Source organism: Nocardia sp. NPDC051756, from assembly GCF_040681495.1.
In the GTDB taxonomy this organism is placed as follows: domain Bacteria; phylum Actinomycetota; class Actinomycetes; order Mycobacteriales; family Mycobacteriaceae; genus Nocardia.
In genome coordinates this window covers 1,041,175-1,062,907 of the sequence record NZ_JBFAYV010000004.1, presented here as the reverse complement: position 1 = coordinate 1,062,907, position 21,733 = coordinate 1,041,175, and the positions used below count along the sequence as shown (strand labels likewise).

The 21,733-nt window shown below is 66.3% G+C and carries 24 protein-coding genes; 9 read left to right on the top strand and 15 right to left on the bottom strand.

Going from position 1 to position 21,733, the window contains the following annotated elements; all coding sequences use genetic code 11:
* Positions 1-63: 63 nt before the first annotated feature.
* Entirely contained in the window at positions 64-1,332 is a 1,269-nt protein-coding gene (locus tag AB0M22_RS21775) for a hypothetical protein (protein WP_364729499.1), read from the top strand.
* 236 nt (positions 1,333-1,568) lie between these two features.
* On the opposite strand, the gene AB0M22_RS21770 is transcribed toward AB0M22_RS21775, so the two are convergent.
* From AB0M22_RS21770 to AB0M22_RS21750, 5 genes are all read right to left on the bottom strand, one after another.
* A complete protein-coding gene (locus tag AB0M22_RS21770; RefSeq protein WP_364729496.1) occupies positions 1,569-1,964 on the bottom strand; it encodes a hypothetical protein in 396 nt (131 codons plus the stop codon).
* A gap of 165 nt (positions 1,965-2,129) precedes the next feature.
* Positions 2,130-3,014: an NmrA family NAD(P)-binding protein gene (locus AB0M22_RS21765; RefSeq protein ID WP_364729493.1), complete on the bottom strand. Its 885-nt coding sequence runs from the start codon at positions 3,012-3,014 to the stop codon at positions 2,130-2,132.
* Complete coding sequence (locus AB0M22_RS21760) at positions 3,011-3,424, bottom strand: hypothetical protein (protein WP_364729490.1); 414 nt, start codon at positions 3,422-3,424, stop codon at positions 3,011-3,013. Before AB0M22_RS21760 ends, AB0M22_RS21765 begins: the two co-directional genes overlap by 4 nt.
* Before the next feature lie 56 nt (positions 3,425-3,480).
* On the bottom strand, positions 3,481-4,005 hold the full coding sequence (locus AB0M22_RS21755; RefSeq protein ID WP_364729487.1) for a MarR family transcriptional regulator: 525 nt from the start codon (positions 4,003-4,005) through the stop codon (positions 3,481-3,483).
* Between the two features lie 45 nt (positions 4,006-4,050).
* A complete protein-coding gene (locus AB0M22_RS21750; protein ID WP_364729484.1) occupies positions 4,051-4,662 on the bottom strand; it encodes a TetR/AcrR family transcriptional regulator in 612 nt (203 codons plus the stop codon).
* 131 nt (positions 4,663-4,793) lie between these two features.
* Between AB0M22_RS21750 and AB0M22_RS21745 the strand changes: the two genes are divergently transcribed.
* Positions 4,794-5,675 (top strand): alpha/beta hydrolase, encoded by an 882-nt coding sequence (locus AB0M22_RS21745; RefSeq protein WP_364729481.1) that lies wholly within the window; start codon positions 4,794-4,796, stop codon positions 5,673-5,675.
* A 12-nt stretch (positions 5,676-5,687) separates the two neighbouring features.
* On the opposite strand, the gene AB0M22_RS21740 is transcribed toward AB0M22_RS21745, so the two are convergent.
* Positions 5,688-6,368, bottom strand: a complete 681-nt coding sequence (locus tag AB0M22_RS21740; RefSeq protein ID WP_364729478.1) for a nitroreductase — start codon at positions 6,366-6,368, stop codon at positions 5,688-5,690.
* A 102-nt stretch (positions 6,369-6,470) separates the two neighbouring features.
* Between AB0M22_RS21740 and AB0M22_RS21735 the strand changes: the two genes are divergently transcribed.
* Both AB0M22_RS21735 and AB0M22_RS21730 read left to right on the top strand, forming a co-directional pair.
* Positions 6,471-7,049, top strand: coding sequence for a TetR family transcriptional regulator (locus AB0M22_RS21735; protein WP_364729475.1), 579 nt, complete (start codon positions 6,471-6,473; stop codon positions 7,047-7,049).
* A 77-nt stretch (positions 7,050-7,126) separates the two neighbouring features.
* Entirely contained in the window at positions 7,127-7,903 is a 777-nt protein-coding gene (locus tag AB0M22_RS21730) for a MerR family transcriptional regulator (protein ID WP_364729472.1), read from the top strand.
* 144 nt (positions 7,904-8,047) lie between these two features.
* Here the strand turns inward: AB0M22_RS21730 and AB0M22_RS21725 are convergent, their stop codons facing one another.
* On the bottom strand, positions 8,048-8,821 hold the full coding sequence (locus AB0M22_RS21725; RefSeq protein WP_364729469.1) for an MBL fold metallo-hydrolase: 774 nt from the start codon (positions 8,819-8,821) through the stop codon (positions 8,048-8,050).
* Positions 8,822-8,892: 71 nt separating this feature from the next.
* Here AB0M22_RS21725 and AB0M22_RS21720 point away from each other — a divergent pair, with 71 nt between their 5' ends.
* The 3 genes from AB0M22_RS21720 to AB0M22_RS21710 all read left to right on the top strand — a co-directional run bounded on the left by AB0M22_RS21720 (position 8,893) and on the right by AB0M22_RS21710 (position 10,723).
* A complete protein-coding gene (locus tag AB0M22_RS21720; RefSeq protein WP_364729466.1) occupies positions 8,893-9,855 on the top strand; it encodes a helix-turn-helix domain-containing protein in 963 nt (320 codons plus the stop codon).
* Positions 9,852-10,367, top strand: a complete 516-nt coding sequence (locus AB0M22_RS21715) for a gamma carbonic anhydrase family protein (protein WP_364729463.1) — start codon at positions 9,852-9,854, stop codon at positions 10,365-10,367. Before AB0M22_RS21720 ends, AB0M22_RS21715 begins: the two co-directional genes overlap by 4 nt.
* A gap of 170 nt (positions 10,368-10,537) precedes the next feature.
* Positions 10,538-10,723 (top strand): hypothetical protein, encoded by a 186-nt coding sequence (locus AB0M22_RS21710; protein ID WP_364729883.1) that lies wholly within the window; start codon positions 10,538-10,540, stop codon positions 10,721-10,723.
* Between the two features lie 24 nt (positions 10,724-10,747).
* Here the strand turns inward: AB0M22_RS21710 and AB0M22_RS21705 are convergent, their stop codons facing one another.
* Positions 10,748-11,743 carry a GAF domain-containing protein gene (locus AB0M22_RS21705; protein WP_364729459.1) on the bottom strand — a complete coding sequence of 332 codons (996 nt, stop codon included), beginning with the start codon at positions 11,741-11,743 and terminating at the stop codon, positions 10,748-10,750.
* Between the two features lie 104 nt (positions 11,744-11,847).
* Complete coding sequence (locus AB0M22_RS21700; protein WP_364729456.1) at positions 11,848-12,660, bottom strand: SDR family oxidoreductase; 813 nt, start codon at positions 12,658-12,660, stop codon at positions 11,848-11,850.
* 221 nt (positions 12,661-12,881) lie between these two features.
* Between AB0M22_RS21700 and AB0M22_RS21695 the strand changes: the two genes are divergently transcribed.
* Positions 12,882-13,487, top strand: a complete 606-nt coding sequence (locus AB0M22_RS21695) for a TetR family transcriptional regulator (RefSeq protein WP_364729453.1) — start codon at positions 12,882-12,884, stop codon at positions 13,485-13,487.
* Here the strand turns inward: AB0M22_RS21695 and AB0M22_RS21690 are convergent, their stop codons facing one another.
* Positions 13,488-15,398, bottom strand: coding sequence for an N-6 DNA methylase (locus AB0M22_RS21690; RefSeq protein ID WP_364729450.1), 1,911 nt, complete (start codon positions 15,396-15,398; stop codon positions 13,488-13,490).
* Positions 15,399-15,528: 130 nt separating this feature from the next.
* Here AB0M22_RS21690 and AB0M22_RS21685 point away from each other — a divergent pair, with 130 nt between their 5' ends.
* Positions 15,529-16,224 (top strand): nitroreductase, encoded by a 696-nt coding sequence (locus tag AB0M22_RS21685; RefSeq protein WP_364729447.1) that lies wholly within the window; start codon positions 15,529-15,531, stop codon positions 16,222-16,224.
* On the opposite strand, the gene AB0M22_RS21680 is transcribed toward AB0M22_RS21685, so the two are convergent.
* From AB0M22_RS21680 to acpM, 5 genes are all read right to left on the bottom strand, one after another.
* Entirely contained in the window at positions 16,197-16,688 is a 492-nt protein-coding gene (locus AB0M22_RS21680; protein WP_364729444.1) for a helix-turn-helix domain-containing protein, read from the bottom strand. The genes AB0M22_RS21685 and AB0M22_RS21680 overlap by 28 nt on opposite strands.
* A gap of 58 nt (positions 16,689-16,746) precedes the next feature.
* Positions 16,747-18,162: a C4-dicarboxylate transporter DctA gene (dctA, locus tag AB0M22_RS21675; RefSeq protein WP_364729441.1), complete on the bottom strand. Its 1,416-nt coding sequence runs from the start codon at positions 18,160-18,162 to the stop codon at positions 16,747-16,749.
* A gap of 407 nt (positions 18,163-18,569) precedes the next feature.
* Positions 18,570-20,003 (bottom strand): carboxyl transferase domain-containing protein, encoded by a 1,434-nt coding sequence (locus tag AB0M22_RS21670; RefSeq protein ID WP_364729438.1) that lies wholly within the window; start codon positions 20,001-20,003, stop codon positions 18,570-18,572.
* A 120-nt stretch (positions 20,004-20,123) separates the two neighbouring features.
* Positions 20,124-21,374: a KasA/KasB family beta-ketoacyl-ACP synthase gene (locus AB0M22_RS21665; protein WP_364729435.1), complete on the bottom strand. Its 1,251-nt coding sequence runs from the start codon at positions 21,372-21,374 to the stop codon at positions 20,124-20,126.
* 10 nt (positions 21,375-21,384) lie between these two features.
* Positions 21,385-21,684 (bottom strand): meromycolate extension acyl carrier protein AcpM, encoded by a 300-nt coding sequence (acpM, locus tag AB0M22_RS21660; RefSeq protein ID WP_150408150.1) that lies wholly within the window; start codon positions 21,682-21,684, stop codon positions 21,385-21,387.
* Between the last annotated feature and the right edge of the window lie 49 nt (positions 21,685-21,733).

Here is a 21,733-nt window from a genome sequence, read left to right as displayed (position 1 = left end):
CTTCGGTTCCGCGCGAGTGCGCGGGTGCTCGAGGGCTGAGCGTTCAGCTGGTGGGGGAAGATCGTGCAAGACCAGTGGTACAACCATGTCGATCCGGCCGCGGGCGGCGGCCCCGGCGATCGGCAAGCTCCGAATGTCGGAGCGCAAACCGGCGAGTCGTGGCCGGACAACCAATGGGCAGCGCAGGAAGTGCCTGCCGCACAACCGATCCCCGAAACCACCGCCGGAGAATTCGGTGCGCACACCGGCGGACCTTCGACGAGTGCTCACTGGGTGTCGCCGGCAATGCCTGGCGCGCAACCGGATTCGATGCCCGAAGGGCGATCGCGCCGGAAGTGGGTGTGGCTCGCGCTGACCTCGGTACTGGTGTTGATCGGGTCACTGCTGACTGGCGGTTACTTTCTGCTCCGCCCGGAGCCGATCGCCTTGGCGGTCGGCGACTGCGTCTCGCTCGACGTATCGGGACCGATCGAATACGGCTGCGCGGACGGAAAAGCGTTGTACCGCATAACCGCTCGTGAGTCGGTGGTGTGGCCTTTGGAGTCGGCGTGCATGAAGTATTCGGACGTGACCAAGGCTGTCGGCGACGTCCCGAGCACGAATCCCGGCATCGTGCTCTGCCTGACCCCGACCCGATTCAACACCTCCGACCCGGGCGCGCTGCAAACCGGCGACTGCATCGAGGTCACCGGCGCGGGTGACACGGTGAATCGAATTCCCTGTGCGGTCAACAAGGGAACCAAGGTGCTCAGCACCGAGTTGCATCGCCAGGTTCCGGTCACCGACCAGGCGTGCCGCGATCAACCGCAAGCCCGGCAGGCGTTCGCGCAGGCCTCGCTCGGCGGACGCGCCATCGTGCTGTGCACGTTCATCACCGACCCGCAGAACATCGACTCGGCACAGGTCAACGACTGCACCAACAAGGACCTGCGCAAAATCGTGCGGTGCGACTCCGCTGAAGCCAACCTGCGCGTGCTGACCATCCGCGCACTGCATCAACGGCCGGCGAAGCCACAGTGCCCAGATGTGTTCGGCGCGAACGCCTTTTCGATGACCCACAACGAGAAGACAGATCTGGTACTGGCGATCTGCCTGGGCCCGTCGGACGACAGCTCCGTCATCTACGCGAAGGTCGGCGACTGCGTCGTCTCCGGCGGCAACGGCCCCGCCGGCCGCTCACGCCGCACCGACTGCTCCGACCCCGCCGCCACCCACGAGGTGATCGACCGTCACGAGTCCAACGACGGCAACTGCCCGGCAACGTCACCCGCCTGGATCACCTTCGATCCAGGCGTCACCAACGGAGCGACCATCTGCCTCGCCCGCCGGTAGCGCGGGCGAGGTCGCCGGTGGATGCGATCACACCACCCGCCGCGTCGCGATTGCGAACGGCGTCCTACGCTCCCGCAGTTGCGGCGGTTGCGGCACTCCCCGCGGTTGCGGCACTCCCGAGGTTGCGGCGCGGCGATTTTCACCGGTGTCGACGCGGGAATCGTTGACGCCGTAGTTCATTCACCGCCGCGAACAGGCGCTCGAGTGAAGACCAGCGCGGACGTGTCCGCCTGGTCTCAGCCCAGCGTGACCACCTTGGCGGTGCCGGAGATCACGGTGTCGGCGTGGTCGACGAGAGCGGCACGGACCTGGACTGTCTGGCCGGGGCCCAAGGGTGCGCCGTTCAGGGTGACCACGGTGGTTTGCTGGTCACCGGTGCAGGCGACCTCGGTCTGCTCCCCGATAGCTGAGGGGCCATCAGCTTCAGGTGCACCGACCATCACCTTGACGGCAGCTACTTCGGCACGGTCGTCGCAGCTGTAGTTGACCTGCACGTTCACCGGGCCGAGGCCGCCGACGTCGATGGAGTTGGCGGCGAGCGCGGGGGCTGCGGTCGAGACAACGGCCAGCGTCATTGCGCCGAGGGCGGCTGCGACGAGGGCTGGGCGGCGGTAGTTCCGGGTGGTGACCATGGATCTTCATCCTCCTGAGTAGTGGAAGCAGATCGCGGAACACAATCGGTGGGGATCTCGTACCGGATGCCCATGTTGCCGTATGGCTAACCATCAGCAAAGGGTTTCGGGGTGAATACACCCGGTTCTGCCGTCCGGCGGTCTTGATCAGCCCCGGTCAGGCAGTCATCGAGGGGCCACTTCGGCGGGGAGATTCCGGAAGCTATCGAGGTTCTCGGTCAGAAACGATTCGAGGGTCCGTGGGGGTTTGCCGAGGATGTCGGCCACGGTGTCGATCGGGTGTTCTGGTTGGGCGATTGCCAGTTGCTGGATTTCGACGATGTGGGTGGCCAGCCAGGGCGGGAGGCCGGATTGTTCGGTGAGGTGTCGACGGAAGTCAGCGGGTGATAGGTCGGTGTAGTGGATCCGGGTGTTGAGCAAGGAAGTCAAGAGGGCTGCCAGTTGTGGGTAGCTGTGAGTTTCGGAACCGGTGAGAAAGTATGTGCCACCGACGATTTCGGCTCGGGTCAGAGCTGCGGCGGCGACTTCGGCGATGTCCCGGCAGTCGATGTAGTTACAGGCCGCCGCACCCATGGTGCCGACGATGGTGCGCCGGGTTGCCACCTCAGGAGCTAGGCGGAGCAGCTTCTGCATGAATGCATAAGGGCGCAGGATCGTTTGGTTCAGGTCGGCGGCACGTAGGGCCTCTTCGATGGTGTGATGCCAGCGTGCGATGGCCACCGGGGAGTTCGAGGCGACCGCCGGGGCGGAGAGTTTGACGATGTGTTCGATACCGCACTCTGCCGCGATTTCGATTGCCCGCGTTTCGAGTTCGACCTGGGCAGGACTGTTCGTCATGGTGAGGAAGAGTTGAGTCACGCCTTGGAACGCGGCCCGCAGTGACCCCGGGTCTGCTGCATCGGCGTACCGAACCTCGGCTTCCCGCAAATGCTCCTTGGCGCGCAAGCGATTCGGATCTCGGCTCAAGGCCCGGCAGGGCACTCCGAGGTCGATGAGGTGGGTCAGGAGTGCGTTACCGGTCGCGCCAGTGGCTCCCATAATGACGATCATGCGTGCACCTTTCGTTGGACCGCGCACCAACGCCACGTGGTGATCGTGGCGGCCAGTGCGGCGGCGACCGGGAAGTCGAGCTGAATTCGATCGGGTAATGACGTTGTGGTGGTGAGGATTTGAGCGACCACGGCGGCACCTGCGGCCGCACCCAGCCCGAATGCTGTAGCACGGAAGACAGAAGACGCTCGCCGCACACGATGAATCCGAATTCCGCCGTACCGCAACCACATCCCCAGCAGAAGCGCTACGAGCGCGGATGTCCCGGCGATCGACGTCACCGCGGCGAGCAGCAGATCCGCTCGCCCGGTTACCAATCCGCCCGCACCCGCACACACCGCCGGGGCCAGGTAGGCGAACAGCACCTCTTGCCACAGCACGAATCGAGGAGGCGCGACAGTCGTGTTCATCTAATTAGGTCCCTAACCATATGGTCATACTTGAACCGCCGACCAGAGATCGGCGGTCAGTCTTCCGTCAGCGCACCCATGCCGTGGCCGATACGCTCGAGCAGATCGAGGAAGACCGCACGTTCGTCACGGGTCAACCCCCCGACCATCGACTGCAACCGCCCGAAATGGTCGGCCGCCATATCGCGCAGCTTCTGCACGCCGCGAGCGGTGAGCACCACCACCACGGCGCGACCGTCCTCCGCCGAAGCCCGTCGAACCACCAGCCCCTGCTGCTCCAAGCCATCGATCAGCCCGGAAATCGTTGCGCGCGTTACCCCCATACTCGCCGCCAATTGCGAAGGCGACTTCTCCCCGTCCGCGTCTTCGAGGTCGGCCAGCAACCGATACCGCCCGGTGGACAGCCCGAACCGCGCGAAATGCGTCTCGGTCGCCTGCCCCAGCCGCGCCCCCACCGCCAGCAGCCGCACCGCGACGAGCACCGCCTGCGGATCGACTTCGGACTCCAGCCCATAGCGCCGCAACTGCGTCCGCGCTTGACCCAGAGTGGGAGCCTCCAGGCCTTCCGGATCCGTCGTCATGAAACTAATATGGCACCTAACTACCTAGCCGTCAACGTCGCCCGGTCACGATTGGCCGCTTGGCACATCCGGTCCGAGAATGCGGTCGAGGAGGTGGTCTACGAGGACCAGGGCGGAGTCGGCGGTGCCGTAACCCTGGAGCATGCCTTGGGCGAGGCCGCCGATGGCCATGGTGATGAGTTGGGCGTCGAGTTCTGGGTCACCGGGGGGCGCGGGGTGAGTTCGGCGGAGTTGATGGGCGACGATGGTGACCAAAGCTCTTGGGGCGGCGAAGGTTTCCTCGGCGGCGATGCCTTGGCCGGTGATCGCGGCCCAGCCGAAGGCGCCGAGGACGATTGCTTCGGCTCGGCGTCGGTCGTCGAGGGGTAGCAGTTCGGTCAGGACGGCGCGGATGGCTTCGCGTGGAGTCGGGTCGATACCTAGGGCTGTCCAGCGTTGAGTGAAACGAGCGCCGGCATCCTCCATGACCGAACGATGGGTGGCCAGCAGGAAGTCCTTTTTGGTACCGAAGTAGTACTGCACCAGGCGGACCGAGATCCCGGCTTCCGCGGCGACGGTTTGGAAGGTGACGGCTTCGAGTCCACCGCTGACGATGACCTTCCTGACGGCGTCGGTGATCTGCCGTCGCCGAACCTCATGATCGACCAATCGTGGCACGAGACCTGCGCCTTCCCTTCCTGCCGGAGAACCTCCAGGCCTAGATGGTACGCACGTATCGCTTCCGTGATACGGACATATCACTTTATGTGATACGGTCATATCGTAAAGACGAAGTAAAGGGGAGGCTCATGCCGAAGATCGGGAAATTCACCAACGACGAGGCGAAAGCCACGTTCACGCGCGTCTACGACACCATGGCCGCACAATGGCCGGTGCCGTCGGAAGACATCGATGTCGAAACCTCGTTCGGGACAACGCGAGTGCGCAAATCCGGGGCGGGGTCGGGCGCGCCGATCGTGCTACTGCCGGGCATCGGGGGCAACGGCATGATTTGGTCTCGATTCATTGGGGACCTATCGCGCGATCGAGTCGTGTACACGCCGGACGTCATGGGCTGGGCAGGGCGCTGCCGGCAGACCGCGCCGCTGCGCGATGCGGAAGACGTCGCGAAATGGATGGTCGAGACGCTCGACGGCCTCGGCGAGGATCGGGTGCACCTCGCCGGAAACTCCTACGGCTCCTGGCTGGCCGGAACGGTCGCGGTCTTCCACCCCCAGCGCCTGGCGAGCCTGACCATGTTCGAGCCGAGTGGAGCGACCTTCGCCAAGCCCAGCTGGGGGCTGCTGTTCAAATTCCTGAAGGCGGGCATACGTCCGACCCCTGAGCGAATGCGAAAGCTCTCCAAGTGGCTGATGCCCGGTTTCGAGATGACCGCCGAAGAATTCGCGGTCGCCGCGGCGACCGTGAGGTTCCGATCGGGAGTGCCATGGGACCGTCCGTTCACCGACGAACAACTGGCCTGCATCACCGCACCGAGCTTGATAATGTTCGGCGCCGAAACGGTCGTCAACGATCCCGAGCGCTGCGCGGTCCGCGCCCGCAAGCACATCCCGACGGTCGAGGTCGAGATCTATCCGGGCATCGGCCACGATCTGCTGTGGGCCAATCCCGACCAGATAATTCCGCGCTTCCTGGACTTCACCGGCACCCACGATCAAGTCCGGGCGTGAACCACCAACCGCTCACGAGTGGAATCGAGTGGTCTCGCTGAGATCGGCGCGCGGCACCGTGACGGAGTTGGCCGCAGCCGAGGGGTCTGCGTAGCCAAAAGATATGCCGAGCAGGATCTTTCGGTCCTCGATGCCTAGCTCGGCACGAATGGTGTCAGCGAAGAAACTCAGGAGTCCTTGGGGACAGCTGGCGATGCCGTACGCGGTCATCGCCAGCATGAGCGTTTGGGCGTAGATGCCCACGTCGGCGGCCATCCGCACCTCAGCGTTGGGGGCGGTGAACAGCAGCGCGACGTGCGGAGCGCCATAGAAGCGCAGGCTTTGGGCGTTGTAGGCGTCGCGTCCGGCGTGGTCGTCGCGGGCGATGCCGACGGCCGAGTACAGCCGCTCCCCCGCGTGCTGCCGTCGCTGCTGGTAGGTGCCGCGATAGAGATCGTCGCTGTAGGGGAAGTCGAGCGAGAGGTGGTTGCGCGCGTGCGCGGCCACCAACGCTTCGGCGAGGCGATCGCGGGCCGCGCCGCTGACCACCTCGACATGCCAGGGCTGGGTATTGGAGTTGGACGGCGCCGCGCCGGCCAGCGAAAAGACGGCCCGCAGCGTGTCCTCGGACACCGGATCGGCACGAAACGCGCGGGTGGCGCGTCGCCCGCGGATCAGATGTTCGGCGTATTCGGGCTGGTAGTCGGTGATCATCGCCTCACGTCCCTGAAGTGCTTAAGTAAACGAGTTCGTTTACCTAACGAGGAATCCTAGCGGAGAATCCAACGTAGGTAAACGCCGACGTATACTTAAGCCGTGACCGAACAACACGCAACCACCCGACGGCGCGGACGCGGCGGACACGAGCGCATCCTGACGGCGGCCACAGCGCTGTTCGAGACGCAAGGAATCAACACCACCAGCATGGAGCAAGTCGCAGCGCAGGCCCCGGTCTCCAAACGCACTCTCTACCAACACTTCCCGACCAAGGATCAGCTGGTAGTGGCGTACCTGGGCCACCTCATCGAGGCCGGCCGCACGATGGACGGCGTGCTGGACCGCGAGGATCTGCCACCCAGGCAGCGACTCCTGGCGTTGTTCGCCGTCCCCGAAACCGAGGGCCCGATCCGGGGCTGCCCGTTCATCGACGCCGCGGCCGAGTTCCCCGATCCCGAAAGCCCGGTGCACGCCTACACGAAGCAGCAGAAACTGCGCTTCGCCCAGCGCATCACCGAACTCGTCCGCCAACTCGGCGCGACCCACCCCGAAGTGCTCGGCGAGCAACTCGCGATCCTCGCCGACGGCGCCGCCAGCAGATCGATGGTGCTCAACGACCCCGCGTCCGGCCGCCACGCCCGAGCCGCCGCCGAGGCCCTGCTCGACGCCGCCGCCTGAACCAGATCCGTGGCGACGCAGAACACCCGATTCCGCGACTTGACCCTCCCGCGACGTGAGGCAGCACAGTGCCAGACATGGAACCCATCGAACACACCGTCGGCGGAGTCGCCCAGTTGACCGGGGTATCGGTCCGCACCCTGCACCACTACGACGAGATCGGCCTGCTGCAACCCAACGGCAGAAGCGCGACCGGATACCGCCGCTACGACGCCACCGATCTCGAACGGCTGCAACGCATTCTGTTCTATCGCGAACTCGACTTCGGCCTCGACGACATCGCCGCCCTGCTGAACGACCCGGACCTGTCCGACGAAGACCATCTCCGCCGCCAGCACGACCTGCTGAACGACCGGATCACCCGGCATCGGTCCATGCTCGCCGTGATCGACAAGGAATTGACCGCCCGCAAGGCCGGAATCGCCCTCACGCCCGCCGAACGCCTGGAGGTCTTCGGCGGCGACCGCCTCATCGACGCCGTCGACGAGGCCGAACGCCGCTGGGGCCACACCCCCGATTTCACCCAGCGCCGGGAACGCAACGCGCAGTACAGCAAGCAGGACTGGCTCGACCTGCGCGCCGAACAGCGCGATATCCACCAGCGCCTCGCCGACGCGATGCACGCGGGCACGCCGGCCGACGACGAGACGGTCTGTGACCTCGCGGAGCGACAGCGCCGCCATCTCGAAAAGTGGTTCCACGACTGCGATTACGACACTCACCGCCGCTTGGCCGAGGACTATCGGGCCAATCGCCGGCTCGGTCTCAACTTTGACGACATGGCGCCGGGACTTTCCCAATACATCCATGACGCGATCCTGGCGAACTGCCGACGGCACGAATCCAGCGTGTGAGGTCGACCGACCCCGCGCCGGCCGACTTCGCGCCCAGGACCGGTCCAGCTGTGTCGGCCGGACCGGTCCTGGCGGACAATATTCGCGCCGCCACGCCCCATAGACCCCGAACCCGGGCGAAATTGTCCGCCCAGACCGGACCCGTCAGACAGTGATCTCCTCGCCCAGCGGCGGAATCCGCAGCTGCTTCTCCCGTCCGGCGTACGCGAACAGCAGACTCAGCCGCTCGAGCGTCTCGCTGAAATGCACCCACCCTTCGCCGTGCACCGGCACGATCACCGCATCGCCGAGCAGTTCCGACGCCTGCACCGCGGTGCGCGCGTTCAGCGTGAGGTCGATATCGCCGAAGTGCCCGACGTTCGCCGCGCCGACGAACAGCACCGCGGCGTCGATCTGCCCGATCCGCTCGACGATCTGAGCGACCCGGTCGACCGAGGCGTTGTCCCCCGAGACGTACACGGTCGGCTGACCGTCGGCCTGCAACACGAAGCCGGTGACGATCCCGGTCAGCGATTCGCACCCTTCCGGCCCGTGCAGCGCGGGCACCCCGGTGATCCGGACGTCGCCGATCGTCACCGTCTCCCAATTCTCCAGTCCCCGAACGCCATTGATCCGCTCGGCGGCGCCGGGCGTGGACAGCACGGTCCCGGCCGTTTGCAGGAATTCGCGCCCGGCGTTGTCCAGGTTGTCGGCATGCTCGTCGTGCGAGAGCAGCACCACGTCCACTGCGCCGACCTGATCCGCGGACACCGCCGGGCCGACGAGCTTGTGCAGGGTGACCGGCCCCGACGGGTAGTCGCCCGGCTCGTCGAAGGTGGGGTCGGTGAGGAAGGTGAGGCCGGCGTAGCGCAGGCGCACGGTGGGTCCGCCGATGTGCAGGACGTCGAGCTGGTTGGTGGTTTCGATCGTGTCGGTCATGGCTTCGAGCTTGTCAACCGGTTGGCGTACCCAACAGTGGCCCGAGAGCCTCCTACCGCTAAAATCGGGCCATGCATACCGTGGCTGTTCTCGCCTATGACGGCATGAGCCCGTTCCATCTGTCCGTGCCGAGCCTCGTCTTCGGCCGGGTCGGCATCGGCGGGAAGGCGCCGTATCAGGTCGACGTGTGCGCCGAGAGGCCCGGAATCCTGCGCACCCCAGCGGGTTTCGATATCGAGGTGCGGCACGGGCTGGACCGGCTGGTCCGCGCGGACACGGTGATCATCCCCAGCTGGGAACGCGACATGCCGCTGTCCGCGGAGCTGCGCGCCGCCCTGCACCACGCGCACACGGCCGGCGCGCGGATCGTCGGCCTGTGCCTCGGCTCCTGGGCGATCGCGGTCAGCGGCCTGGCCGACGGGCGCGAGGTGACCACCCACTGGGCCGGCGCCGCCGCCCTGGCCCGCGCCTGCCCGAAGGTCCGGGTGCGAGCCGACACGCTCTGGTCCGACCTGGGCGACGTGATCACCTCGGCGGGCGTCGCCGCGGCCCTGGACTGCTGCCTGCACCTGGTCCGCAACGACCTGGGCAGCCGCGCGGCCACCGAACTGGCCAGAGAGCTGGTCACCGCGCCACACCGCAGCGGCTCCCAGGCCCAGTACATCCCGATCGCGGTCCCCGACGCCACCGACGACGACCCGATCGAACGCGCAATGGTCTGGGCCAGAACACATCTCGGCGAACCGATCGATCTCGACGGCTGGGCCAGGGTGGCGCTCATGTCCCGGCGCACGTTCACCCGCCGCTTCCGCGACCGCACCGGCAACAGCCCGCAGCAGTGGCTGCTGCACCAGCGCGCCGACCGGGCCAGGCTGCTGCTGGAAACCACCGACGACACCATGGAACGCATCGCCACCGACACCGGCTTCGGCACCGCGGTCAGCCTGCGCCACCACTTCCACCGCATCCTCGGTACCAGCCCGGCCGCCCACCGCGCGTTGTTCCAGGGCGCACGGCTAGGTTCGTCGGCATGAGGATTCAGATCGGCGAGTTCGCCCCGGAGATCGACGACGCGGCGTGGGTCGCGCCCAACGCCACGGTGATCGGCCGGGTGCGGCTCGCGGCCGAGGTGAGTGTTTGGTACAACGCCGTGCTGCGCGGCGACCTCGAGCAGATCAGCGTCGGCGAGCGGACCAATATCCAGGACGGCTGCGTGCTGCACGCAGATCCGGGCTTCCCGCTCACCGTCGGCAGCGGAGTGTCGGTGGGGCACAACGCGATCCTGCACGGCTGCACGGTGGGCGACGATGTGCTGGTCGGCATGGGCGCCACCGTGCTCAACGGCGCGGTGATCGGCGCGGGCAGCCTGATCGCGGCCAATGCGCTGATTCCGGAGGGCGCGCAGATTCCGCCGGGGTCGCTCGTCGCCGGCGTGCCGGGCAAGGTCCGGCGCGAACTCAGCGAGGCCGAACAGGACGGCATTCGACTGAATGGGGCTGCGTACCTACACAACACGGCGAATCACCGGGCCGCAAAAGAGGTGTGAGGCAGAGCACACTGATCAAGCGACCAGTAGGAATCGCTGATAACATTTTGCCAGCGTGCCCGGTGACTCGGGGTCTCCTGCCGATACGGTAGTCGTGGCGGCTTGTAGCGCAGTGGATAACCCACGCGGGTCGGTGGGTCCGGAAGCGTGCAAGGCAGGAGGTATCGGTGATGGTCTACGTGCAGTCGAGTATGCACCGGTCCATGGGGCGGATCAGCCTGGCCGACATCGCGGCCCAGCCGGGCGGCATCGAGGCATTACAGCGACGAGTCCATGAATTACGTTCCAGCGGAGTCGATTTCGCCGCGAACGCGATCGAGCAGGAAATGGCGGCGCTGGACTTACCCCGTCAGTGACCTCCATCCCACGGTCATCGCCGGCTATTCGGCGGCGGTGACCGTGGCCAGTCCGGCCGTGGTGTGCTGATCCAGCACCATCAGCGCGGCCCGCACCCGCACCGCTTGCCAGCCGCCGTCGATCCGGCGCAGCCGCAGCGTGCCCTCGGCCCGATGCCGGGCCAATTCCCGCGACATCTCCAGCGCGGCCGCCAGATCGTCCGGATGAATCTGCGGCGGCGGCTGACCGGGCAGGTCCGCCCAGGCGATGCCGGGCATCGGCGCGCCGATCCAGCGAATCAGTTGCAGCGAGCGCAGATTCACGATCGCCCGGTACTCCCCCGGCGCCGTAGACGCTTCCAGCAGTTGATATTCCAGGATCATCGGCGGCGGCGCGGCGGGCACCGCGATCGCCTCCCCGATGTCCTGGGTCACCCCGCGGAACAGCACCTCGCGGCGGCCGTCGGCATCGACCTCGATGATGATCCGGCAGGCGAAATGTCCTGCGCGCAAAGCCTCGTCGTCACGGCGGACGGTCCACACCGCCTGATGCTCGGTGCCCGGCGCGGAGTTCACGATCTTCGCCAGCGCCTCGCTCTCGTCGCGGTTGGTGACCAGCCGGGTGAACGCGCCCGCGATGGCGAGTTCGGCCTCCCGGTTCGCCGGCGCGACGCCGTACAGGTCGAGCAGGTCCACGCTGCGCACCGACCGATTGGTGGTGAGGTTGAAGTACCACGCCCCCACCGGTTCTCGCGGCGGTAGCGGCTCCTTGACCGGCCCGACCCATAGTCGGACGGCGTGCGCCCGCTCCGGCGCGATCAGCAGCGGCTCGGCGCGCACGGTGCGGCGGCCGTCGGCCGAGACTCGGTCCACCAGGGTTCGAGTCAGACAGGCTTGTGCCAGAGCGGCTTCCGCGTCCGCGAGGGAGAGCGGGTTACGCAGGATATTGTTCAGCGGCACGAACGATTTGGGCGCGGCGCCGAACGCGATCACCCTGCCCGGTATGCCCGAAAAGCATTCGACCAGGATCCATTTCGCCATCACTCGCGCCCGATCGATCGCGCAAGATCGTTTGCCGTCGCGAGAAGCGTTCGACCAGTTGACATTTCAACAACACCCGTTCCTGATCGCGCACGGTTACGCGGTCAGGAACGAAATACCATGTCCAGCACTCGTTCGTGGTACGAGCCCGCGAACCTTGTGATCAGGTCCACAAGAAGGGCGTCCAGTCCGACCAGCACCTTGGCCTCACCCCGGGCGGCTCCGCGCAGGATCGTCCTGGCCGCCGCAGCCGGGCTGGTGCGCGCGACGTGCCCCTCGAACCGCCGCGCCACCGCCTCGGCGTCGATGCCGGGCGCGACCAGCGCCGAGCGCGCGATGGAGGTGAGCACCCCGCCGGGATACACCGCGGTCACCCGAACCTTGCCGCCCGCGGCGCGCATGTCCTGGCGCAGCGAGTCGGTGAATCCGCGCACTGCGAACTTCGCCGCGTTGTACGGCGCGTGCTGCGCCATCCCGACCAGCCCGAACGCCGAGGACGTGTTCACCACGTGCGCCTGCTCGGCGGCCAGCAGGTACGGCAGAAACGCCTTGGTGCCGTTGACCACGCCCCAGAAATCCACGTCCATCACCTGCTCGAAATCGCTGAACGGCGACTCCGCCACCCCGCCGACGTGCAGGATTCCGGCATTGTTGAACAGCGCCTCGACCCGCCCGTAATGCGCGACAGTCGCCGCCGCGTGGGCGAGCACCGCGGGCCGATCGGTGACGTCGAGGGTGGTCACCGCCGGTTTCGCACCGAGTTCGGCACACAGTTGCCCGGTCTCGGCGACCGCGGCGGCCGATTTGTCCGACAGCGCGAGCAGCGCGCCGTCTCGGGCCAGCGCCAGGGCCAGTTCGCGGCCGATGCCGGAGCCGGCTCCGGTGATCGCCACCACTCGGTCCGCGAAATATGCCACCGCTCAACCCTTTCCAGCACGCAACATCCAAATCGGATATCCATGAAGGCTAACCAGACAACGCTGGACGCGCGACCTAGGCCGCATTCCGGCGATCCGCGACCGGCCCCCCGCACGCCGGTGAAATAATGAAGGTCCATCACCCGCACCGTCGCGACGCCTTTACGCACGCCCGGCTCTCGCACGAATCGACTGGAGACCAGATGCCAACTGTCCCGCCCATGCTGCAGCGCATCCTGGACAAGCCCGTCGCCGACGGCGAGAAACTCCTGGAAAGCGCGCTCTCGGCCTTCCTGGACTTCGGCATCAAACGGACCAGCATGGGCGAGATCGCCCGCCGGGCAGGCATCAGCCCGGCCACCCTCTACCGGCGCTTCGAATCGAAGAACGAGCTGGTCGAGGCGGTGAGCGTGCGCGAGGCGCAGCGGTTCGTGGCGATGATCGACAAGCAGGTGCGGGCCGTCACCGGTTCCGAGGACCAGCTGATCGAGATCTTCGTCGCGTTCATCACCGCCATCGCCAACAACGAGCTGCTGCGCCGCCTGCTGCGCACCGAGCCGGACCTGATCCTGCCCCGGCTGACCACCGACGCCGGCCCGATCCTCACCGTCGGCCGCAGCTACCTGGCGGAGAAGCTGCGCGAGCTGCGGGACACCGAGAACACCTACGACTTCGACGCCGACCTGGTCGCCGAGATCATGGCCCGGCTCGCGCTGTCGCTGGCGCTCACGCCGGACGGGCTCATTCCGGTCGCCGACCGGGACGCCGCCCGGGAGTTCGCCCGGCGGACGTTGATGCCCATGGTGGGCGTGCACGTCACCGCGTAGTCAGAGGACGGGCAACGATACTTCGAAAGCCGCCGCCACCCGCTCGTCCAGTTCGGCTCGCGCCCCCGCGTCCGGCAGCCTGCCGTCGACGAACTCACGGGCCAGCTCGATGATGGCCGCCGAACCCGCCGAGCCTGGATTCGGTAGCGGTAGTCGGGAGACGTACTGAGTGATCCATCGTCGTCGGCCCGAGTACAGGCGGTTGCCGCAGACCGCATCGTAGAAACGTAGTCCGAGCGCCGAATTCGCCACGCCCATCAGTAGATACGCGAGACGGTCGGCGTCGGCCCGGTTCGCAGCCAGGTCTGGGAGCGAAATCCAATAGCAGTCACCGTTCACCACCGCGCCCGATCGATCGAGGGCGAATCGGGGGCGGTCGCTGATGTCCGGGAAGACCAGCTTCGGTTCACGCCACAGGTGTGGGCGCTGAGGTACCCAGATCTCGAACCACTCGCGGCCGCTCGGGGCCAGATAGTGGCGGGCGGCGAGGGTGTCCTTGTGCGCGCGCAGATATTCAGCGGCGCAGGGGAATTCGTTCAGGTCGATCGGGGTGCGGTTCGGGCGGGTCAAGTCGTAGGGATACAGCACACGGGCGTCGTGGGCTCTGTCGATCCGCCACGGTTCGAGATCGTGGTGGGTGATCAGCTGGAGCAACAGTTCCGCTTCGGGGGGCGGCTCTATGTCGGACCAACGGTCGGAGATGAAGACCTTGTCGGCAGTTGTCTTGATGCCCACCCGGATTCGAGCGACCTCACCGAAGGTCCGCCAAGTCGCCGCGGCGATACCTGCGAGCCAGGAGTCGACCTCGGCGTTCGACATGCGCCACGCAGCGTCGGCCTGCGCCGCTCCCTTGGCCCGCGGATTCAACCTCGGTCCGTCAGCTTGCGCCGGATCCTCGGCGCGCCGATTCACCGTCGACCCGTCAGGTCGCGCCGAATCCTCGGCCCGCAGATTCACACTCGGCCTCTCGGTTTGCCGCGGATCCTCGGTCTGAAGATCGACACTCGGCTTGTCGTGATCGTCCGCCCGGTCCCCCGCAGAAACCTCTTGTAGCCCTGACACTTTCGTTGCCGGTGCGGGAACGCGGCCGGTCACCAATGTGCCGACTTCGATCGCGAACGTCCGCCCTTGGTGCACGACGAGGCAACCATGCTCACCGGTCAGCGCATCGAAAAGGCCAGTCTCCGAGGCGATTCGGCCGGCCTGAACCTCATACGCGGAGACATAACGGCATTCGGCACCGCACTGGTCCCGAGTGGCGATGGTGATCGCGGGGAGTACCGCCGCCTCGAACAGCTTCGTGTCCCCCAGGTCGTACAGCTCTACCGGTGTGAGCTCGGCGAGCAACAACTGCCGAATGTTCGCGCCGGCCTTGGTCGTCAGAAACCGATTGGCACACAGCAATCCGAGTACCCCACCAGGACATAGCAATCGCGGCAGCGTCGCGACAAACGGATGCGTCAGATCTATTCGCCCGCGCAATCCGAACTGCTTGCTGAGCAGCTGCGCGGTTTCGCCACCCAGCTGCTGGGTTCGCACGTAGGGCGGGTTCGTGATCACGGCATCGAACGAACCCGCCGCGAGCTCCGCGGACGCCGTCAGGAAGTCGCCGACATGCCAATAGACCCCACTGCCCGCGGTCCGCGTCCGTGCCACCGCGAGCGCCGCCGCGTCCAGGTCGTACCCGGTCAACTCGACCCGGACCCCCGGCAGCCGGATCGCGGCCTCGTCGCGCAACGCGAACAGCAGCTCCCCGTCGCCGCACGCCGGATCGAGCACCCGCAGCACTCCGGATTCCGGCCGCGGCACGTGCGTGAGCAGCCGTCCGGCCAGGAAGCGCGCGAGCTCGGGCGGCGTGTAGTGCCTGCCGTGCCGCTTGCGATCCCGTGCGGCGGGGGCTCCGGACGCCATGCGCTGGATTCTGCCCTGTCAGCGCCCGGCATTCAGGGCAATGCGCGCACTGGCCCTCGCCGCACGCGACAACGACCGGCTTCCGCTGCTAACGTTCGGTCTCATAATGGGACCACATGAAGGAGCGGGGATGACCACAGCCGATGCGGCCACCGACCAGTACACAGCGTTGGCCAGGGTGCTCGACGAACGCTGGACCTGCCGCCAGTTCCGGCCCGACCCGGTGCCGCGGGACGTCATCGAGACGCTGCTGCGGCTGGCGCAGCGCACCGCCTCGTGGTGCAACACCCAGCCGTGGCAGGTCGTGCTGACCGAGGGCGCGGGCACCGATCGGTTCCGCGCCGAACTGCTCGCGCACGTCCAAACCGCAACGCCGGAACCGGATTTCCCGTTTCCCGCGCAGTACACCGGGGCGTTCCGGGATCGCAGGCGCGAGTGCGGCATGCAGTTGTACAACAGCGTCGGCATCAGCAAGGGCGAGCACGAGCAGACGATGCGGCAGGCGGTGCGCAACTTCGAATTGTTCGACGCGCCGCATGTGGCGATCGTGACGACCGAGGCGGATCTCGGCGTCTACGGCGCCGTCGATTGCGGTCTCTATCTCGGCAACTTCCTGCTCGGTGCGCAGAGCCTCGGGCTCGGCGCGGCACCGCAGGCGGCGCTCGCGTCGTATTCGCCGTTCATCCGCGGGTATTTCGGCATCCCGGACAACCGCAAGGTCGTCGCGGAGATCTCCTTCGGTTACCCGGACACCGAGCACCCGATCAACGGATTCCGGACCGCGCGCGCGGACCTGGATCAGGTAGCGACCTGGTTCACCGGCTGATCGGCTTCGCTCGCCGGCGCGAGCAGGCCCGGTCCGGGCTCGGGCAGCACGTCGCGTGCGGTCAGCTCGTTGCCGCACTCGTCGCAGCCGAGGGTCACGTGTGCCTCGCCCGTGCAGCCCTGGTGGGTGTAGCGCACGGGCGGGCCGTCGGGGGCCAGGTAGGTGTCGCCCCAGTCCCGGATGGCCATGAGAATCGGATAGATGTCATGGCCCTTTTGGGTGAGCCGGTACTCCTCGTGCGCGCCGACCTCGGCCTTGCGCTTGACCAGGATCTCGTGCTCGATCAGCCGGTCCAGGCGGTCCTGTAGCCGACTGCGGGAGATGCCGAGCGCGCTCTGGAAGGCGTTGAAGCGGCGGATGCCGGAGAACGCGAACTTCAAGATCAGCAGGGTCCAGCGGTCGCCGAAGATCACGAGCGGGCGCGTGATCGAGCACGGCACGTCGGCAAGTTCTTCGTAGCGCACTTCTCGATGCTACCGAGCGGGGGTCCGGTCGTAGCGGTCATGGCGCAGCCGGCGGCGATCACGGTGTGGCCTTCTCCAGTGCGTACTCCGACATCGGGTCGGCGTCTTCCAGTGGCGCGACGTCTTCGCCGTCGAGCACCTTGCGCATCCGCTCGGTGTCCAGCTGGCCCTCCCATTTCGCGACGACGAAGGTGGCGACGCAGTTGCCGAGCAGGTTCACCGTGACGCGCATCGAGTCCATGATGCGGTCGGCGCCGAGGAGTAAGGCCACCGCGGCAACCGGGATGGAACCGTGGCCGATGGCGGTGATGGTGGCGGAGAGGGCCAGGAACGACGAACCCGGTACGCCCGCCATGCCTTTCGAGGTCAGCATGAGCACGCCGACCGCGGTGAGCTGCTCCCACAGGCTGAGGTCCACGCCGAGCGCCTGGGCCAGAAACAGTACGCAGATGGACAGATACAGCGTCGCGCCGTCGAGATTGAACGAATACCCGGTCGGCACAACGAGTCCCGTGGTCGCCTTGGAGCAGCCGGCCTCGGTGAGCTTGATCATGATGCGCGGCAACACGACTTCGGTCGACGCGGTGCCGAGCGCGAGGAACAGTTCATCCTTGATGTACCTGACGAACTTCCACAGATTCACCCCCGCGAACACCCGCGCAACCACCGCCAGGATCGCCAGAAACAGCAGTGCCGCAAGGTAACAGCAGGCGATGAGCTTGCCGTAACTGCCGAGCGAGGACAGCCCGTACTGGCCGACGATGTAGGCCATCGCGCCGAACGCCCCGAGCGGAGCCAGCCGCATGATCCAGCCGATGATGGTGAAGAAGATCCTGCCGATGTGATCGATGCCCTCGAGGATCACCGGTGGCGCTTGCTTACCCACCCCGTCGGCTCCGCCGCCTGCCGTCCCCGAGCGCTCCCCGAACTTCGCCAGCGCCAACCCGAACAGCACCGCGAAGAACAGCACCTGCAACAGCGCGTTCTCCGCGAACGCCGAAACCACCGACGCCGGAATGATATTCAGCAGGAAGTCGACCGTGTGCGGCAGTTCACAGTTACTGGTCTTCTTCGCGATCAGCTCCGCGCCGGTCGCCAGCGTCTGCGGATCGATATCGAACCCGGACCCCGGCTTCACGAGATTGCCGACCACCAACCCGAACAGCAGCGCGAACGTGGTGACGACTTCGAAGTAGATCAGCGCCTTCACCCCGATCCGCCCCACCGCCTTCATGTCCCCCACATGCGCGATCCCGAGCACCACGGTGCAGAAGATGATCGGCGCGATCACCATCTTGATCAACTTGATGAACCCGTCCGCCAACGGTTTCAGATCCGCCCCCAGCCCCGGCCAGCACGCGCCGACCACGACCCCCGCCACGATCGCCACCACCAACTGCACGAACAACGACCGATACCACGGCGGCTTCCGCACGGTCGGCGCTGCGGTTGCGGAGTCGATGGTGACGCTCATCCGCGAACCGTACGAACCTCACGTATCCAACCTGTGTCCCCAACGTTGCCACCCCAATTCCCCGCAGATATATCCCCCCTGCCCACCAGACATCCGCACCGTCGCGAGACCCACAGACCCTCTATACCCCTCACAGACCCTCTACTACCTGTGAAACGTGTGCACGCTCTGTGACTCCCCCTCACCCTGTCGCGAGCATCGACGGCTGGCGCAGGTGTGCGTTATGGGTTGTCCGGGTCGGGCAGACCTGTTTGCACAACTGGTTGTTTCTTCGCACATCGCTCAACCTGCTGATCGGTGTGCGAGGGGACAAGCAAGTGCGCGGAGGGACCGGTGGGGCCGAGAAGTTGTTGCTGCACAACGAAAATGGGCCCCGGCGTGCCGGGGCCCATTGTTCGACGCTCAGGTCAGAGCGGGATGTTCTTCAGGTGGCTGGCCCGCGCGGGGGCGGCGGCCAGGGCGGCGGCGATGATGCTGCGTGTTTTTGCTGGGTCGATGACCTCGTCGACCACGCCGATCGCGACGGCGCGCTCGACGCCGCCGGCGATGCGTTCGTGCTCGGCAGTCAGCCGCTCGTGCAACGCTTCACGCTCTTCTTCGGGAGCGGCGGCCAGCGCCTTCTTGTGCAGGATCCCGACGGCAGCCTTGGCGCCCATGACCGCGACCTCGGAACCCGGCCACGCGTACACCGCGGTCGCCCCGAGTGCACGGGCGTTCATCGCGATGTAGGCACCGCCGTAGATCTTGCGCGTAACCAGGGTGACCCGCGGAACGCGAGCTTCAGCGAAGGCGTGCAGCAGCTTCGCCCCGCGACGCACCACACCTTCCCACTCCATGCTCACGCCCGGCAGATACCCCGGAACGTCGGTGAGCACGATCAACGGGATACCGAACGAATTGCACAGGCGCACGAAACGCGCTGCCTTCTCGGCACTTTCGGAGTTCAAGCAGCCACCGAGGCGAATCGGATTGTTCGCCAGCACACCCACCGTGCGGCCGGCCAACCGGCCGAGACCGGTGACGATGCTGCGCGCGTAACCGCCCTGCAGCTCCTCGAACGAACTCTCCCCATCCACGTTGTCGAGCAGTTCGTGGATGATCGGCTTCACGTCGTAGGCGCGCTTGGCCGACTCCGGCAGCATCGCCTTCAGATCGACATCACCGTGTTCGGCCGCGACCAGATCGAACTCGCCCTGCTCAGCGAACATCGACACCAGACGACGGGCACGATGCACCGCATCGGCCTCGTCGTCGGCGACGATGTGCGAGACACCGGACTTCTTGCCGTGGGTGACGGGTCCGCCGAGGGTCGCCATATCGACCTGCTCGCCGGTCACACTGCGCACCACATCGGGGCCGGTGACGAAGATGCGGCCCTCCGGGGCCATGATCACGATGTCGGTCAGCGCGGGGCCATACGCGGCGCCACCGGCGGCGAAACCGACAACTACGGAAATCTGCGGAACCAGCCCGGACGCGCGGACCATGGCCTCGAAGACCAGTCCGACCGCGTGCAGAGCCTCGACGCCCTCGGCGAGACGGGCCCCGCCGGAATGCCAGATACCCACGATCGGCACACCGGATTCGATCGCGGTGTCGATCGCGTCGACGATGTGCTTGCAGCCCTCCACACCCATCGCACCACCCATCACGGTGGCATCCGAGCAGTAGGCCACGGTGCGCACGCCATCGACCTCACCGATGGCCGCGAGCACACCGGACTTGTCGCGCGGGTGCAACGGAAGCAGTGTGCCGGGATCGAAGAACCGCTGTAGTCGGCCCAGCGGATCACGCGGATCCAGGTCCGTCCCTTGTTGCAACGCGGGAGCGATAATCGTCATCGCGTTCTCTCCTCACCTCGATGAGTGCACCGCCAGGCGGCTGCAAAATGTGGAAACCCCGGCGGGTTCGGACCTGCTGGCCCGATCCCGCCGGGGTCGTCGTGCAGTCGATACAGGCGGTTATGCCCGACCGAAGGCGAGCGCCACGTTGTGCCCACCGAAACCGAAGGAGTTGTTGATCGCGTACTCGATCTCCTGACGGCGAGCCTCGCCGTGAACCACATCCAGATCGATCGCCGGATCCTGGTTCTCCAGGTTCAGCGTCGGCGGGACAATGCCGTCCCGGATGCTGAGCACCGTGAGTACCGACTCGAGGGCGCCGACAGCGCCGATCGAGTGTCCCAGTGCGGATTTCGGGGCGTAAACCGAAGCGTGCTTGCCAATCGCCAGGCTGATCGCGTTCGCCTCGGCAGTATCACCGATCGGCGTCGCGGTCGCGTGCGCGTTGACGTGCGTGATGTCCTTCGCGGTGAGACCAGCGGTCTGCAGCGCTCGGGTCATCGCGCGAGCCGCGCCGACACCATCGGGGGCGGGAGCGACCAGATGGAAACCGTCGGACGTGATACCGGCACCCAGCAGACGAGCATGGATGGTGGCACCGCGCGCCTTGGCGTGCTCCTCGGTCTCGACGACCATCAGCGCGCCCGCCTCACCGAAGACGAAACCGTCGCGATCCTTGTCGAACGGACGCGAGGCACCCTTCGGATCGTCGTTGCGGGTGCTCATGGCGCGCATCATGCTGAACGCCGCGATCGGCACCGCGTCGATGTAACCCTCGACACCACCGGTGACGACCATGTCGGCATCGCCCATGACGATCATCCGCCATGCGTTGGCGATGGCCTCCGAACCGGACGAGCATGCCGAGACCGGAGTGACCACTCCTGCCCTGGCCTTCAATTCGAGGCCGACAACGGCCGAAGGGCCGTTCGGCATGACCATCTGCACTGCCAACGGCGAAATCTTGCGATAGCCACCGCTCTTCAGCTTGTCCACCGAGTCGATGAGGGCGTCGCCGCCACCCAACCCGGTGCCGATGGCCACACCCAGCCGTTCCGGGTCGACCTCCGGGCTGCCTGCGTTACGCCAGACTTCGCGACCGAGCACGGTCGCGAGCTGCTCGACGTACGCCATGCGCCGGCACTCGACTCGGGTCAGCAGGGTCTCGGGCCGAACCTTCAGGTGACCGCCGATGCGGACCGGAAGGTCGTATTCCTCGACGAAGGAATCCTCGAGAACGTCGATACCGCTCTCGCCGTTGAGGAGTCCCTTCCACGTCGCATCGACATCACCAGCGATCGACGTGGTCGCCGCCAGGCTAGTGACGACGACGTTGGGGAAGTTCCCGTTCAAGGTGGAAGGAGTGGTCACAGTGTCAGCCCTACTCGGCGTCGAACTTGGCCTTGAGCTCCGCGGCGGCTTCGCTGTTCTCCGCCTCGAGCTTCTGGATGTAGCCGACAGCGTCGCCGACCGTCTTCAGGCTGGCCAGATCCTCGTCCGGGATCTTCACGCCGTACTTGTCCTCGGTCTGTACCGCGATCTCGACCATGGACAGCGAGTCGATGTCCAGGTCATCGACGAAGGACTTCTCGATCGTCACCTCGGAGGGTTCGATACCCGTCACCTCTTCGATGATCTTGCCGAGTTCCTCGACGATTTGTTCCTGGGTCAGAGCGGCCACTTCGTGGCTCCCTTCTTGTTCTTTGTAGGGCGTGTACTGGTTTTTCGGA

Coding starts and splice junctions, on each gene's coding strand:
- AB0M22_RS21765 (WP_364729493.1), bottom strand. CDS start 3,014: ATGATCGTCATTATGGGAGCCACTGGCGCGACCGGTAACGCACTCCTG.
- AB0M22_RS21715 (WP_364729463.1), top strand. CDS start 9,852: ATGAGGATTCAGATCGGCGAGTTCGCCCCGGAGATCGACGACGCGGCG.
- AB0M22_RS21745 (WP_364729481.1), top strand. CDS start 4,794: ATGCCGAAGATCGGGAAATTCACCAACGACGAGGCGAAAGCCACGTTC.
- AB0M22_RS21670 (WP_364729438.1), bottom strand. CDS start 20,003: ATGACGATTATCGCTCCCGCGTTGCAACAAGGGACGGACCTGGATCCG.
- AB0M22_RS21690 (WP_364729450.1), bottom strand. CDS start 15,398: ATGGCGTCCGGAGCCCCCGCCGCACGGGATCGCAAGCGGCACGGCAGG.
- dctA (WP_364729441.1), bottom strand. CDS start 18,162: ATGAGCGTCACCATCGACTCCGCAACCGCAGCGCCGACCGTGCGGAAG.
- AB0M22_RS21770 (WP_364729496.1), bottom strand. CDS start 1,964: ATGGTCACCACCCGGAACTACCGCCGCCCAGCCCTCGTCGCAGCCGCC.
- AB0M22_RS21710 (WP_364729883.1), top strand. CDS start 10,538: ATGGTCTACGTGCAGTCGAGTATGCACCGGTCCATGGGGCGGATCAGC.
- AB0M22_RS21725 (WP_364729469.1), bottom strand. CDS start 8,821: ATGACCGACACGATCGAAACCACCAACCAGCTCGACGTCCTGCACATC.
- AB0M22_RS21740 (WP_364729478.1), bottom strand. CDS start 6,368: ATGATCACCGACTACCAGCCCGAATACGCCGAACATCTGATCCGCGGG.
- AB0M22_RS21760 (WP_364729490.1), bottom strand. CDS start 3,424: ATGAACACGACTGTCGCGCCTCCTCGATTCGTGCTGTGGCAAGAGGTG.
- AB0M22_RS21685 (WP_364729447.1), top strand. CDS start 15,529: ATGACCACAGCCGATGCGGCCACCGACCAGTACACAGCGTTGGCCAGG.
- AB0M22_RS21730 (WP_364729472.1), top strand. CDS start 7,127: ATGGAACCCATCGAACACACCGTCGGCGGAGTCGCCCAGTTGACCGGG.
- AB0M22_RS21755 (WP_364729487.1), bottom strand. CDS start 4,005: ATGACGACGGATCCGGAAGGCCTGGAGGCTCCCACTCTGGGTCAAGCG.
- AB0M22_RS21695 (WP_364729453.1), top strand. CDS start 12,882: ATGCTGCAGCGCATCCTGGACAAGCCCGTCGCCGACGGCGAGAAACTC.
- AB0M22_RS21720 (WP_364729466.1), top strand. CDS start 8,893: ATGCATACCGTGGCTGTTCTCGCCTATGACGGCATGAGCCCGTTCCAT.
- AB0M22_RS21705 (WP_364729459.1), bottom strand. CDS start 11,743: ATGGCGAAATGGATCCTGGTCGAATGCTTTTCGGGCATACCGGGCAGG.